Source organism: Pseudomonas sp. SZ40 (assembly GCF_052958135.1).
Genome location: NZ_JBQWIF010000002.1, coordinates 197,392 through 210,755, shown reverse-complemented (window position 1 = coordinate 210,755; position 13,364 = coordinate 197,392). Strand labels below are relative to the sequence as shown.

General features: G+C 62.6%; 12 protein-coding genes. 9 read left to right on the top strand and 3 right to left on the bottom strand.

The window, feature by feature from the left end:
- The first annotated feature begins 100 nt into the window (after positions 1-100).
- From ACT9T4_RS02875 to ACT9T4_RS02865, 3 genes are read left to right on the top strand one after another with little or no spacing between them, the layout of a single operon-like run.
- Entirely contained in the window at positions 101-2,977 is a 2,877-nt protein-coding gene (locus ACT9T4_RS02875; RefSeq protein ID WP_499115415.1) for a TonB-dependent receptor plug domain-containing protein, read from the top strand.
- Positions 2,978-2,990: 13 nt separating this feature from the next.
- Positions 2,991-5,777, top strand: a complete 2,787-nt coding sequence (locus ACT9T4_RS02870; RefSeq protein WP_499115413.1) for a M16 family metallopeptidase — start codon at positions 2,991-2,993, stop codon at positions 5,775-5,777.
- Positions 5,774-7,465, top strand: coding sequence for an ABC transporter ATP-binding protein/permease (locus ACT9T4_RS02865; RefSeq protein WP_499115411.1), 1,692 nt, complete (start codon positions 5,774-5,776; stop codon positions 7,463-7,465). Before ACT9T4_RS02870 ends, ACT9T4_RS02865 begins: the two co-directional genes overlap by 4 nt.
- 81 nt (positions 7,466-7,546) lie before the next feature.
- Here the strand turns inward: ACT9T4_RS02865 and rnk are convergent, their stop codons facing one another.
- The 3 genes from rnk to cyaY all read right to left on the bottom strand — a co-directional run bounded on the left by rnk (position 7,547) and on the right by cyaY (position 8,599).
- Positions 7,547-7,954 carry a nucleoside diphosphate kinase regulator gene (rnk, locus tag ACT9T4_RS02860; RefSeq protein ID WP_042552390.1) on the bottom strand — a complete coding sequence of 136 codons (408 nt, stop codon included), beginning with the start codon at positions 7,952-7,954 and terminating at the stop codon, positions 7,547-7,549.
- 116 nt (positions 7,955-8,070) lie between these two features.
- Positions 8,071-8,277, bottom strand: coding sequence for a DUF1289 domain-containing protein (locus ACT9T4_RS02855; RefSeq protein WP_499115409.1), 207 nt, complete (start codon positions 8,275-8,277; stop codon positions 8,071-8,073).
- A complete protein-coding gene (gene cyaY / locus ACT9T4_RS02850) occupies positions 8,267-8,599 on the bottom strand; it encodes an iron donor protein CyaY (RefSeq protein ID WP_042552392.1) in 333 nt (110 codons plus the stop codon). Before cyaY ends, ACT9T4_RS02855 begins: the two co-directional genes overlap by 11 nt.
- Before the next feature lie 182 nt (positions 8,600-8,781).
- Between cyaY and lptM the strand changes: the two genes are divergently transcribed.
- From lptM to ACT9T4_RS02820, 6 genes are all read left to right on the top strand, one after another.
- A complete protein-coding gene (lptM, locus tag ACT9T4_RS02845) occupies positions 8,782-8,907 on the top strand; it encodes an LPS translocon maturation chaperone LptM (RefSeq protein ID WP_082045717.1) in 126 nt (41 codons plus the stop codon).
- A gap of 9 nt (positions 8,908-8,916) precedes the next feature.
- Positions 8,917-10,164 carry a diaminopimelate decarboxylase gene (gene lysA, locus ACT9T4_RS02840; protein ID WP_499115407.1) on the top strand — a complete coding sequence of 416 codons (1,248 nt, stop codon included), beginning with the start codon at positions 8,917-8,919 and terminating at the stop codon, positions 10,162-10,164.
- Positions 10,165-10,169: 5 nt separating this feature from the next.
- Entirely contained in the window at positions 10,170-11,000 is an 831-nt protein-coding gene (dapF, locus tag ACT9T4_RS02835; RefSeq protein ID WP_042552394.1) for a diaminopimelate epimerase, read from the top strand.
- Positions 10,997-11,692 (top strand): DUF484 family protein, encoded by a 696-nt coding sequence (locus ACT9T4_RS02830; protein ID WP_042552395.1) that lies wholly within the window; start codon positions 10,997-10,999, stop codon positions 11,690-11,692. Before dapF ends, ACT9T4_RS02830 begins: the two co-directional genes overlap by 4 nt.
- 62 nt (positions 11,693-11,754) lie before the next feature.
- Entirely contained in the window at positions 11,755-12,660 is a 906-nt protein-coding gene (gene xerC, locus ACT9T4_RS02825; protein WP_042552396.1) for a tyrosine recombinase XerC, read from the top strand.
- Positions 12,657-13,352 carry an HAD family hydrolase gene (locus ACT9T4_RS02820; RefSeq protein ID WP_042552397.1) on the top strand — a complete coding sequence of 232 codons (696 nt, stop codon included), beginning with the start codon at positions 12,657-12,659 and terminating at the stop codon, positions 13,350-13,352. Before xerC ends, ACT9T4_RS02820 begins: the two co-directional genes overlap by 4 nt.
- Positions 13,353-13,364 lie beyond the last annotated feature (12 nt).

Here is a 13,364-nt window from a genome sequence, read left to right as displayed (position 1 = left end):
TGAAAATTCGTCGGGCCGCTGCGTCATTGCCTCGAACACGAATCGATACAGATTCGCATTAGCTTTTCAATTAGGCCGCTTGGCCAGTTCGGGGAAGACCATGAAAAAGCAGGTGCACCGGCTCAAACATCCCTCTACAGGCGCCCGGAAACTCGGCGCTTCCATCAGCCTAGGGCTGCTGAGCCTGTGCGCCACGCTGCCCATGCACAACGCCCATGCGCAGGAAAGCACCGAGCCTGCCAGCGCCTTGCTGCAACGCCAGCACAGCTTCGCCATAGATGCCCAACCCCTGGCCGACGCCCTGATCGCCTTCGCCCAGCAGAGCGGCCTGCAGGTGAGCGTCGACCCAAGCCTGGTCGGCCACCTGCGCGGCAATGCGGTACGCGGGCAGATGAGCAGCGAACTGGCACTGTCACGACTGCTCGATGGCAGCAACGTGGGCTGGGAATACGGGCAGCAGGTGGTGACCTTTCATCAGTTGGCGAGCCAGAACAGGGCGTTTGAATTGGCCAACACAGTGGTGCTGGCAACGCCTGAAAATGCCTTTCAAGGCAAGACCGTAATAGACCGCAGGGCGATCGAGAATTTCGCCGGGGCCAATGGTGACCTGACGACGCTGTTGAAAATGCACCCCAGCGTCCGATTCGACACCACCCAGCAGAGCTCCAATACCCCCGGAGAACTGAACCCAGCCGACATCAGCATCAACGGCGCCAAGTTCTACCAAAACAACTTCATGATCGACGGGGTAAGCATCAACAACGATCTCGACCCTGGCGCCAGCAGCGGCTCACGCAGGGATATCAACGGTCTCTACAACTTACCCAGCAATTCATTCGGCATCGCTCTGGACGCCGACCTGCTCGAGGAAGTGAAGGTCTACGATAGCAACGTGTCCGCAGAATTCGGAGGATTCAACGGTGGTGTGGTCGATGCGGTCACGCGTCGCCCAACCGAAGACTTCCACGGCAAGGTATCGGTAGGCATGAGCCGTTCGGAGTGGACCAATTACCATATAAGCGGCGATGAGGAAGCCTTCAAGTACTCGAGTAACTATGCCAACCAACCAGAATTCAAGAAAATAACCAAGCGTGTCGTACTCGAGGGGCACGTTACCGAGAACTTCGGCCTCATCGGAAACTTCGTACAGAAGACGTCGGAAATACCTCTTTACGCATACAGCGATGGTTTCACGAGTGAGGGCGACAGACGCAAGAAGACCCAGCATCGAGAAATCGACAACTATATGCTCAAGGGCTTCTGGACGCCCAACGAACGATTGGATCTCACGTTCACATTGGTCGATGCGCCCCAGACTGGAGAATATTTCAAGGAAAACCAAAAGAACTCCAATTTCACCATAGAGCAAGGCGGCTACATCGGCGCGCTACAAGGGATCTGGAAAGGCGATAACGCGACATACACCCATAAACTCTCTTACAACTTCTCCCAGACCTCCAGAAATTCCGACAGCAACGTCAACAAGCTGTGGCGATGGTCCGATCAGAAAAACTGGGGCGCATCCACTACCAGCGTAGAAGGAGGAATGGGAAATCTGGAGCAGCAGCAGACCGGAGCTAAATATGCCCTGAAAGCAGAATTGCTCCCCACCATGCTGTTCAACACAGAGCACAAACTGATAACTGGCCTGGAGCTCAACTACCAGAAGGCCAGCTATGAACAGATGCAAGATGCGTGGACTGCTACCACGCCCAGAAGGGTGACCTTGTCACCGAACAACACATCAACGTGCCAAACCGTCAGCGGTAGCCTTGACAGTGAATATTGCTCCATTGGCACGGCTCGTGATGGCACACTCGAGCGCCAGTACTTCGGATTCCTCAATTACTACCGCGCAGGGAAGATCGAACTGGAACAAACCAGCCTCGGACTATTCCTTGAAGATGAAATTCGCATTGACCGTCTGACGTTGCGCCCCGGGCTGCGATTTGATGCAGATGATTATATGGACAAGAAAACCTTGGCCCCGCGTTTCGCGGCAAGCTATGACCTGTTCGGAGATCAAAGCACTGTCTTCAGCGCCGGGCTCAACCGTTATTACGGGCGCAATTTATTCAAATACCGCCTGGCCGATGGCCGTGAATCGCTGCGGGCGCGCCAGACCCGAGCCCGGGTGACCAACGATGTGATTCCCGACTTCGACCCTCTGGTCTCCTACGGAGTGGATGAGAGCTCATTCCGCCAGATCGACATCCCTTATGATGACGAGTGGATGGTTGGCCTCAGTCAAGTATTCAAGGATGTGCTCTTCGAGCTGAAATATGTGAACCGGGAAGGCAAGAATCAGGTTGTACGCAGTCGTGCTAATTACCTGGGCCTCGAAGCCGGTGACAACGTTGGGGAAATCAGCAATTACTACGTTTATACCAATGCCGGTGAAAGCCGGAGCAAAACTGTCACCTTGGCCATAACTCCGCTGCAAGAACTGACACTGGCCGGCACTAGCACCCGAATGCAGGCAGCCTTTGACTGGAACCAGACGTATACCAGCTATCCGGATTACGAAACGGTGTTCAGCGAGGATCGGCTCAATGATGTCGATGTGTATTTCGACGGTAAACTGATCCCTTACAGCGACCTGCCGTCAGGGAACTTCAACCGTCCCTGGACGGCTCGTCTCAATACGATTACTGCCATACCAGCACTGAACCTGACCGTTAGTAACTTCTTCCGCTACCGGGGCCCCTACGAGCAGATTTTCAGCGGTTCTCCTTCGAATATCGTGGTCGATGGCAGCAGTTATGCCAATTACGCGGTGGGCAAGGTAGGCGGCGCACCCACCTGGGATATGCGCGTGAAGTGGCAGACGCCAACCTTCAAGGATCAATCCTTGTACGTCGCCGCAGATATCACGAACGTCACTGACAAGGTGAACAAAATCGTCAGTGAGACAGGCGGCAGCATCAGCTACGAAGTTGGCCGCCAATACTGGCTCGAAGTCGGCTACCAATTCTAAGAAAAGGCGCTCCATGCATCCCGTGAAAACCCTGTTCACGGCACTGGCAGCGTTGCTGCTCGGTGCCTGCACCCATTTGCCTGCAGGGGACACGCCCCTGCAATGGCACCCCATCGTCACCCGTGGCGAACTGCCCAACGGCCTGCGCTACAACCTGATTCCCATCGATACGCAGAAAGGCCGCCTGGACATGCGCCTGACGGTGCATGCCGGCTCGGTGGACGAGGCCGACGATCAGGTCGGCGTCGCCCATATGCTCGAACACCTGGCGTTCTACAGCCGTGGTGGCGACGCCCTGAATGTACGCCAGCGCCTGCAGAAGGCTGGCTGGCAACAGGGCCGCCACTTCAATGCGGTCACCAACTACGAGCGCACGCAATACCTGCTGAGCCCGCCTGACGGCGCGGCGAGTGTCGAGCTGTCGCTGAAAACGCTGGCCACGATGGCCTTCGCCGGCGACTTCACGGCGGACGATCTGCAGCGCGAGCGGCCCATCGTCATCGAAGAATGGCGAGGTGGCCTGGGTGTCGCGCAGCGCATGAACGCCAAACGTGCCGCGGCGCAGCGCACCGGCTCCCGTTATCCGGCGCATCGCACCATCGGCAACCGCAAGGCCATCGAGCAGGCGCAACTGCAGGCACTGCAGGCGTTCCAGCAGCGCTGGTACCTGCCGAACAACATGGTGCTGAATGTCGTCGGTGACGTCGATCCCCAGCAGATGATCGCGCATATCGAGCGCCACTTCGGCCATGCGCAACGGGGCGAACGCCCCCCGCGCGAGCACCTCGAACTGCCGCTGGACGACGAGCTGAAAGTGTTCCGCGTACAGGACAGCCAGAGCGGCAGCAACCAGGTCGCTCTGCTGATGCGCTTCCAGCAGATGGACATTCGCGAGCAGACGCTTGCGGGCGGCCGTGATCGACTGCTGGATCGCCTGGCACTCACCGCATTGTCACGGCAGTTGCGCCGCCAACCCCTGGACGAAGGCGTAGGCAGCCTGACAGCGGTGAAAACCCAGATTGGCCGCCGTACGGGGGTACTGGCGGTGGCCGCCAGCGTCAAAGGTCAGCGCCACAACCAGGCGCTACAGACCCTGTTGCGCGAACTCGAGCGGCTGCTCCAGCACCCGTTGCACGACGAGGACGTCAAAGCGGTCAAGGACGAGGTGCGGCAGATCGCTGAGCGCATGCTGGCGAAACCGGCAGCGCGAGACTTCGACGCCTGGGTGCGACAACTCAACGACGCCACCCTGGGCGAGCGGGTGCTGCAAGACCCCGAGGCCATCGCCCGCAACGCCCTGACCAATCTGGACAGCATCGGCAAGCGCGAGCTGCAACAGCGCATCGTCAGTTGGCTCGACAGCCCGGACCGGGTGCTGCAACTCAGCGCCCCAGGCGGCACGCCGCTGAAGCTGCCTGATGTCGCACGCGTCGAGCAGCAGGCGCTGCAGTTCGCCGCTACCCGCCTGGAAGCGCCAAAGCCCCCCGTGGCACAACATGCGCTCAGCATTCCCAGCCTGGAAAGCAGCACGCCGCCCGGTAGCATCGAGACACGCCGCAGCTTCGCAGCCGAGAAGGTCGAACACTGGCAACTGAGCAACGGCGACCGCCTGGTGTGGCTACGTGCCGAGGGCGCGGACGGCAAGGCGCAGTTGCGCGTCGATTCCAGCGCTGGTTTTCTGTACCAGGGCGCGCAGTCCTGGCGCGCGCAGATCGCCAATCAACTGGCCCTGCAGCTACCTCCCCAAGGCTGGAGCGATGAGCAGCTCAATGCCTGGAAACGGCGCGAAGCCGTGCAACTGTCGTTCACTCAAGGGCCGCAGCGCCTGGAGGCGCAGGGCAGTGCCACGGTGGACAAGCTGGGCAGCCTGCTGGCGCTCTATCAGGCGCAGCAGACCCGCAGCGCTCTGGATGAAGAAGCCTACCTCGAGAGCCTCGCCGACCTGCGCGAAGGCCTGCTGCGGCGGCGTGATCACGTGCGCAGCGAGCAAGACGCGACCTGGCGCAGAATCAAGCAGGGCGAGGATGACTGGCAGTCGCCAACGACCAAGGACCTCGACGCACTCAGCCGCGCCGCACTGGAAGTGGAATGGCGCCGCCAGGCCGCGGCTCCAGTGACCTATTACCTGATGGCCAACATGCCGGAGCAGGAACTGGAAGCGCTGGTCGACCGTTATCTGGCGGGCATCCCGCGCGGCGAGCCACTGCTCAGCAAGGCCAACCCACGGCAACCCGGTCAGCGCCAGGCCACCCTGGCCATCGCTCGCGAACCGCGCGCCAGCCTCTATGCGGGCAGCTTCCAGCCCCATCCTTGGAGCCCGGCGGATGCCGCCCGGGTAGCTGCGCTGCGCGAGATCGCCAACGGCCTGCTGAAGCGGCGCCTGCGCGGCGAAGCGGCAGGCGTTTACAGCCTGCAATTCGACAGTGAACTGAGCCCTGAACATCAGCGCATCGACAGCGAGCTGAGATTCAGCAGTGACCCGCAACGCGCCGACGAGCTCTGGCAACTGGCGCGACGGACCTTGTCCAGCCTGCCCGACGCCATCGACGAGAAACACGTCGCCGCACTGCGCCAGGAGCTGACCCGCCAGGAAGCGTTGCGTCGCGAGGATCCCGGCATCCAGTTGCATCGCCTGATTCTCAGCGAGCGCGCATGGCACGACCCGCGTTACCTGAGCGAACAGCATCGACTGCCTGCGGCACTCGAGCCTGCGGCCCTGAAGCGCCTGGCTCGCCAGCTTTTCCCGAAAGGCAATCAAGTGCGCCTGCAGGTGCTTCCCGCGCAGGGCATCGAAACATGAGAACCCTGCATCTTTTCCTCAGGCTTTCACGCCCATTCTGGGCCAGTCGCGCCGGTTGGCCGGGCTGGTTGCTACTGGCTTCGGTGTTCGCCATGGGCATCGGCATCGTGCAGGTCAACGTCTACATCAACGCGTGGAGCAAGACGTTCTACGACACCCTGGCGACCTTCGACGGCAGTGCGCTGCTCGATCTCATGGGCAGTTATGCACTGGCAATCTGTGCGCTGGTGGTGGTGATCGTCTCGAAGAACTGGTTGACCAAAGCGCTGATCCTGCGCTGGCGCCAGCACCTCAACGATCACATGCTCGAGCACTGGCTGAGTGAGCGTCGCTACTACCGACTGGGGCTGAGCGGCGAGCCGGACCACCCCGATCAGCGGATCGCCGAGGATGTGCACCTGCTGGCGGACAAGACCGTCGGCCTGATCGTATCGCTGTTCATCAACACCATGCAGATCGGCGCCTTCGTCAGCGTCCTCTGGCAGCTCTCGGGTACACAGACCTTCACCCTCGGCGATTACAGCGTGACCCTCGATGGATACCTGGTCTGGGCCGTGGTCATCTATACCCTGATCGGCACGCTGGTCACTCACTGGCTGGGCCAGCCACTGCACGCTCTCAACTATGAGCGCCAACGCAGCGAGGCGGCCTTTCGTGCGGACCTGTTACGCAAACGCGAGCATGCCGAGCAGATCGCGCTGTACGGCGGCGAACAGGCAGAGCGGCAGAGCCTGGGCCTGCGCTTCGCCGCCATAGCCGATAACTGGCGTGGCCTGATGCGCCGTGAGCTGAAGCTGGGGACATTCACCGTCGGTTACGACCGGGTCAGCAATATCGTGCCCGTGTTCATCGCCCTACCCGCGTTCCTGGCCAAGACCATCACCCTGGGCGGGTTGATGCAGATCCGCACGGCCTTCGGCGCCGTACACGGATCATTGAGCTGGTTCATCTACTCTTACCGCACCCTGATGGAGTGGAGCGCCACGGTCCAGCGTCTGGGCCAGTTCCAGCAGGCCATGGAGCGGCTGGAGCCGGTCGAACTGAGCCAGGGCGAGGCGCTCAACACCTGCGGCCTGGATGTGCTGCGCCCAAATGGCGAAGCGCTGCTGTGCGGCCTGACCCTGCAGGCTCGCCCTGGTGAGTGGCTGCGCCTGGCGGGCGCCAGCGGCCTGGGCAAGACCACCTTGCTGCGCACCCTGATGGGCCTCTGGCCCCATCACCGCGGCAGTTGGCAGTTGCCGGGCGGGCGCAGCCTGCTGCTGCCGCAGAAACCTTACCTGGCCAGCGGTCGCCTGGATCAGTTACTGGCCTACCCGGCAACGCAGATACCCCAGGTTCTGGAACTGATTGGCGCGCTGCAGGACGTTGGGCTCGACCATCTCATCCATGAGCTGGACCGCGAAGCCGAATGGGGCAGAGAGCTTTCCGGTGGTGAGCAACAGCGCCTGGCGCTGGCCCGCGCCCTGCTCTATCGCCCAGACACCCTGTACCTCGACGAAGCCACCAATCAGCTCGACGAACATGCGGCCTGTGGGTTGCTCGCGCGCCTGCGAGAGCGCTTGCCCACCTGCACGCTGATCGGCGTCAGCCACCAGCCCGCGGTGCAGCGCCTGTTCGAACGCAGCATCGACCTGCAGGAATGTGGGACGGCTTGCAAACCGGCGACGCCGGAACTGCTGCCGACTTGATCGGCACCCCGGGTGTAGCCCCGGGCTGCCAGAGGGCGGGACTCGGCACGGCACGAGACGAGTCAGGTGATACGAGGCGCTTTAACGGGCGTATTCGCCCGCCGCTTCCGGCTGATACTCCACCGCCAGCAAGGCAAGTTTGAGCTGTTTGCCGCCGGGTGCCGGCCAGTCGATATGCTGGCCAACGCTCAGCCCCAGCAATGCAGTGCCAACGGGTGCGAGAATCGACACCTTGCCTTCACCGCCAGCGTCCTGGGGATAGACCAGAGTCAGGTGATAGTCCTTGCCACTGCCTTCCTCGCGGCAATGCACGCGGGAATTCATGGTGACCACGCCTGCCGGCACCTGATCGTGGCCGACCACCTCCGCTCGATCCAGTTCGGCCTGCAAGGCTTCGGCAGTCGGGCCGAAATCTTCGAGGCTGTCGAGCAATTGCTCCAGGCGCTGCAGATCGAGGCGGGTAATGGTGATGGACGGTGTGCTGGCCATGGTGCGGGCATATCTCCTTTGCTGGACGCCAAAAAAGCAAAACCCCATCGAGACGACGGGGTTTTGCACAGGTTGAGCCGACCGTAACACAGCCACCCAAATAAACAAGGGCAGCCTCAGGGCGCCGCCATCAGACGCTCTTCGGCCAGCGCCCGAATGGCCCGACGGCGCCCGTCATCGGCATTGCCCCACTCGAGAATTTCCGCCAGCAGACGCCCGCAACCCAGGCACCTGTCGGCCTCGTTCAGGCAGCAGCGCCGACGACAGGGCGACGCGACAGGCGCCTCGCCCAGCGCCGAATCAGCGGCGGTTTCAGATCTCATCGAACTCGAGACTGGCGCCGGACTGCTCGACCACGATGCGATCGAGCATTTCGCTGAGCAACTCGTCGCTGGTGTCGCAGATCCAGCGCTGGTTGTCTTCGTCGTAGTCGAAATGGAACCCACCGGAACGGGCCGCCAGCCAGAGCTGACGCAGCGCTGGCTGGCGACTGAAGATCAGCTGCGAGCCATTTTCGAAGCGCACCGTCAGTACGCCAGCGGAGTTTTCCAGATCGAGATCCAGATCGCTGTCGTCGAAGATGTCTTCCACCGCCTGCTGCACGGCATCGACCAGGTCGTGGAAACGGGCTTCGGTCAAACTCATTGCACTTACCTCATGAAAGATTCAGCAACATCGTACGCAAAAGAAAGAATCGCCGCGCCCCGTTCGGCGCGCGCCAGTATGCCAGGGCAAAGCCCCGCCGGACGGGAACCCCACTGCATAGGCAACATGCCGGGGGGTCGGTATACTCCGGGGCAATTATGCTTTATTACAAGGATTTGACCATGAAGCGGCTGTTCACTGCCCTCATCGCGCTCGTCGCCGTCACCACCCTGCTCAGTGGCTGTGGCCAGAAAGGCCCACTGTACCTGCCGGATGATACCCAGTCCGCACCTGCGCAAGACAGATAAGGACGGCTCATGAACACCTTCGAATACCGCGACGGCTCGCTGTTCGCGGAGGGTGTGGCGTTGTCCGCCGTTGCCCAGCGCTTCGGCACGCCCACCTATGTCTACTCGCGCGCTCATATCGAGGCGCAGTACCGCGCCTACGCCGACGCGCTCGATGGCCTGCCGCATCTGGTGTGCTTCGCCGTCAAGGCCAACTCGAACCTCGGCGTGCTGAACGTCCTGGCGCGCCTGGGCGCGGGCTTCGATATCGTTTCGCGCGGTGAACTGGAGCGTGTGCTGGCCGCTGGCGGCAACGCCGACAAGATCGTCTTCTCCGGTGTCGGCAAGACCCGCGACGACATGCGCCGCGCCCTGGAAGTGGGCGTGCACTGTTTCAACGTCGAGTCCACCGACGAGCTGGAGCGCCTGCAGCAGGTCGCAGCCGAACTCGGCAAGATCGCGGCGATCTCCCTGCGCGTCAACCCGGACGTGGACGCGGGCACTCACCCGTACATCTCCACCGGTCTGAAAGAAAACAAGTTCGGTATCGCCATCGCCGATGCCGAAGCGGTCTATGCCCGCGCCGCGGCGCTGCCCAACCTGGCCGTGGTCGGCGTCGATTGCCACATCGGCTCGCAGCTGACCAGCCTGCCGCCGTTCCTCGATGCGCTCGACCGCCTGCTGGTACTGGTCGACCGCCTTGCCGAACAGGGCATCAACCTTCGTCACATCGACCTCGGTGGCGGCCTCGGCGTGCAGTACCGCGATGAGCAACCGCCACTGGCCGGTGACTACATCCAGGCGGTGCGCCAGCGCATCGAAGATCGTGATCTGGCACTGGTGTTCGAGCCAGGCCGCTTCATCGTCGCCAATGCCGGCGTGCTGCTGACCCGCGTGGAGTACCTCAAGCATACCGAGCACAAGGATTTCGCCATCGTCGACGCGGCCATGAACGACCTGATCCGCCCGGCCCTGTATCAGGCTTGGATGGACGTGGTGCCGGTGCAGCCGCGTGAAGGCGCCAGCCGCCAGTACGACATCGTCGGGCCGATCTGCGAAACCGGTGATTTCCTCGCCAAGGAACGCGATCTGAGCCTGGCCGAAGGCGACCTGCTGGCCGTGCGCTCGGCCGGTGCCTATGGCTTCGTGATGAGCTCCAACTACAACACCCGCGGCCGCGCGGCCGAGGTGATGGTGGACGGCGAGCAGGCCTTCGAGGTGCGTCGGCGAGAAACTCTGGACGAACTCTTCGCGGGCGAAAGCCGCCTGCCGGAGTGATGCCGATGTTATTGCGATTTACCAAGATGCATGGCCTGGGCAACGACTTCATGGTCCTCGACCTGGTCAGCCAGCATGCCCATATCCAGCCCAAGCACGCCAAGCAGTGGGGCGACCGCCACACCGGCGTCGGCTTCGATCAGCTGCTGCTGGTCGAACCGCCGCAGAATCCGGACGTGGATTTCCGTTACCGCATCTTCAATTCCGACGGCAGCGAAGTGGAACAGTGCGGCAACGGTGCGCGCTGTTTCGCTCGCTTCGTGCTCGACAAGCGCCTGACGGTGAAGAAAACCATCCGCGTGGAAACCAAGGGCGGCATCATCGAATTGCAGGTCCGTGCTGACGGCCTGATCACCGTGGACATGGGCGCGCCGCGCCTGGCGCCCGAGCAGATTCCCTTCCAGGCCGACGCTGAAGCCCTGAACTACGCCGTCGAAGTCGAAGGCAGGACTCATGCGCTTGCCGCGGTTTCCATGGGCAACCCACATGCCGTGCTGCGTGTCGATGATGTGGACAGCGCGCCGGTGCACGAACTGGGAGCGAAACTGGAACACCATCCGCGCTTTCCACAACGAGTGAACGTCGGCTTCCTGCAGGTCGTCGATCGCCAACGCGGTCGCCTGCGTGTCTGGGAGCGCGGTGCCGGGGAAACCCAGGCCTGCGGTACCGGCGCCTGCGCCGCCGCCGTCGCGGCGATCCGCCAGGGCTGGATGGACTCACCCGTCCAGTTGGAACTGCCGGGCGGCAAGCTGACCATCGAGTGGGCAGGCCCTGGCCAGCCGGTTATGATGACCGGCCCCGCCGTGCGCGTGTACGAAGGACAGGTTCGCCTATGACTGACCAGCAGGATTCGCCCAAGCCACTGGACTCGGAAACGGTTGCCGCCTACCTGCGCCTGCACCCCGAGTTCTTCATCGACCACGATGAGCTGATTCCCGAGCTGCGTATTCCTCACCAGCGAGGTGATACGGTTTCGCTGGTCGAACGCCAGGTCAAACTGCTGCGTGAACGCAATATCGAGATGCGCCAACGCCTGTCGCACCTGATGGACGTAGCTCGCGACAACGATCGGCTGTTCGACAAGACGCGCCGCCTGATACTCGATCTGATGGACGCCAGCAGCCTCGAAGAAGTGGTCAGCTGCGTGGAAGACAGCCTGCGCCGTGAGTTCCAGGTGCCCTTCGTGGGGTTGATCCTGTTCAGCGACACACCGCTGCCGGTCGGCCGCAGCGTTAGCAGCGCAGAGGCGCATCAGGCCATCGGTGGCCTGCTGGCTGGTGGCAAGACCATCTGCGGCGTGCTGCGCGAGCACGAGCTGAACTTCCTGTTCGGCGACGCGGGCGCGGACGTCGGCTCGGCAGCCGTTGTCGGCCTTTCCCATCAGGGCCTGCATGGCGTGCTGGCGATCGGCAGTGCCGATTCGCAGCATTACAAGAGCTCTCTGGGCACCCTGTTCCTCGGTTATATCGCCGAAGTCCTGTCGCGGGTGCTGCCACGCTTCTCCGCACCGCTGCGCTCGGTCCGCTGAAAATAGCCACAAGCTTCAAGCGGCAAGAAAGCAGAAGCGGCCTTTCACTTGGAGCCTGACGCTTGACGCTTGCAGCTGACCTGGATGCCTATCTCGAACACCTGCGCAGCGAGCGCCAGGTGTCTGCCCATACCCTGGATGGCTACCGCCGCGACCTCAACAAGCTGCTCGCTTACTGCGAGAAGGAACAGCTTGCCGAGTGGGCCGCTCTGGATACCTCGCGCCTGCGCCGCCAGGTGGCTCGCCTGCACATGGAGGGTCAATCGGCACGCAGTCTCGCGCGCCTTCTTTCCGCCACCCGCGGCCTGTATCGCTACCTGATCCGCGAGGGCCATTGCCGGCATGACCCGGCCAGCGGACTGACGCCCCCCAAGGGCGAGCGCAGGCTGCCGAAGGTGCTGGATGTGGATCGCGCCACCCAACTGCTGGACGGTGCCCAGGAAGACGATTTCATCGCCCGCCGCGATCACGCCATGCTCGAACTGTTCTACTCCTCGGGGCTGCGTCTGTCGGAGCTGGTCGCACTCGACCTCGACGGCCTCGATCTGCCCGCTGGCCTGGTGCGCGTGGTCGGCAAGGGTAGCAAGGTGCGCGAGCTGCCAGTCGGCAGCAAGGCCCGTGAAGCGCTGGAGCAATGGCTGCCACTGCGCGCACTGGCCAACCCAGCGGATGGCGCGGTATTCATCAGCCGTCAGGGGCGACGCATAGGCGCCCGAGCGGTGCAGCTGCGGGTGCGCCAGGCAGGCATCAGCGAACTGGGCCAACACATTCATCCGCACATGCTGCGTCACTCCTTCGCCAGCCATATGCTCGAATCCTCTCAGGACCTGCGCGCAGTGCAGGAACTGCTGGGCCATGCCGATATCGCGACCACGCAGATCTATACCCATCTGGACTTCCAGCACCTGAGCAAGGTCTACGACAGCGCTCATCCACGGGCCAAACGCCGCAAGGAACAGGACTCATGAGTATCCGGCTGGTCACCTTCGACCTCGATGACACCCTGTGGGACAACCGCCCGGTGATACTGGGCGCCGAGAGTGCCATGCGCGACTGGATCAGCAGCCACGCACCGCGCCTGGCGAGCCAGCCGGTGGATTACCTGGGGCAGACCCGTGGCCGCCTGCTGGAGGCCGAACCCAGCCTGAGATATCGCCTCAGCGAGCTGCGCCGACGCACCTTGCGTCATGCCCTGGAGGGCGTTGGTCATGCCCCCGACGAAGCCCAGCGATTGGCCGAAGGTGCGTTCCAGGCGATGCTCGAGGCGCGTCACGCGATCACCTTCTTTGCCGATACCGTCACCACACTGGAGCGACTGGCCAACCAGTACCATCTGGGCGTGATTACCAACGGCAATGCCGACGTACGCCGATTGGGATTGGCCGACTACTTCAGCTTCATCCTCAGCGCCGAAGAGCTGGGTGTCGGCAAACCCGATCCCAAACCGTTCCAGGAGGCGCTCCGCCGCTCCGGCATCGACGCTGAACAAGCCGTGCACATTGGCGATCATCCCGGCGACGATATCGCCGGGGCACGAGCAGCGGGCTGGCGCGCGGTATGGTTCAACCCGCAAGGCAAGGCCTGGACTGGCGAAGACGAGGCCGACGCGCAGGTCCGCAGCCTCGGCGAGCTGCCGGCGCTGCTGCAACGCTGGGCGTAGCGTTGGTGGGCC

Coding starts and splice junctions, on each gene's coding strand:
- ACT9T4_RS02865 (WP_499115411.1), top strand. CDS start 5,774: ATGAGAACCCTGCATCTTTTCCTCAGGCTTTCACGCCCATTCTGGGCC.
- rnk (WP_042552390.1), bottom strand. CDS start 7,954: ATGGCCAGCACACCGTCCATCACCATTACCCGCCTCGATCTGCAGCGC.
- dapF (WP_042552394.1), top strand. CDS start 10,170: ATGTTATTGCGATTTACCAAGATGCATGGCCTGGGCAACGACTTCATG.
- lptM (WP_082045717.1), top strand. CDS start 8,782: ATGAAGCGGCTGTTCACTGCCCTCATCGCGCTCGTCGCCGTCACCACC.
- ACT9T4_RS02820 (WP_042552397.1), top strand. CDS start 12,657: ATGAGTATCCGGCTGGTCACCTTCGACCTCGATGACACCCTGTGGGAC.
- ACT9T4_RS02855 (WP_499115409.1), bottom strand. CDS start 8,277: ATGAGATCTGAAACCGCCGCTGATTCGGCGCTGGGCGAGGCGCCTGTC.
- lysA (WP_499115407.1), top strand. CDS start 8,917: ATGAACACCTTCGAATACCGCGACGGCTCGCTGTTCGCGGAGGGTGTG.
- ACT9T4_RS02870 (WP_499115413.1), top strand. CDS start 2,991: ATGCATCCCGTGAAAACCCTGTTCACGGCACTGGCAGCGTTGCTGCTC.
- ACT9T4_RS02830 (WP_042552395.1), top strand. CDS start 10,997: ATGACTGACCAGCAGGATTCGCCCAAGCCACTGGACTCGGAAACGGTT.
- cyaY (WP_042552392.1), bottom strand. CDS start 8,599: ATGAGTTTGACCGAAGCCCGTTTCCACGACCTGGTCGATGCCGTGCAG.
- ACT9T4_RS02875 (WP_499115415.1), top strand. CDS start 101: ATGAAAAAGCAGGTGCACCGGCTCAAACATCCCTCTACAGGCGCCCGG.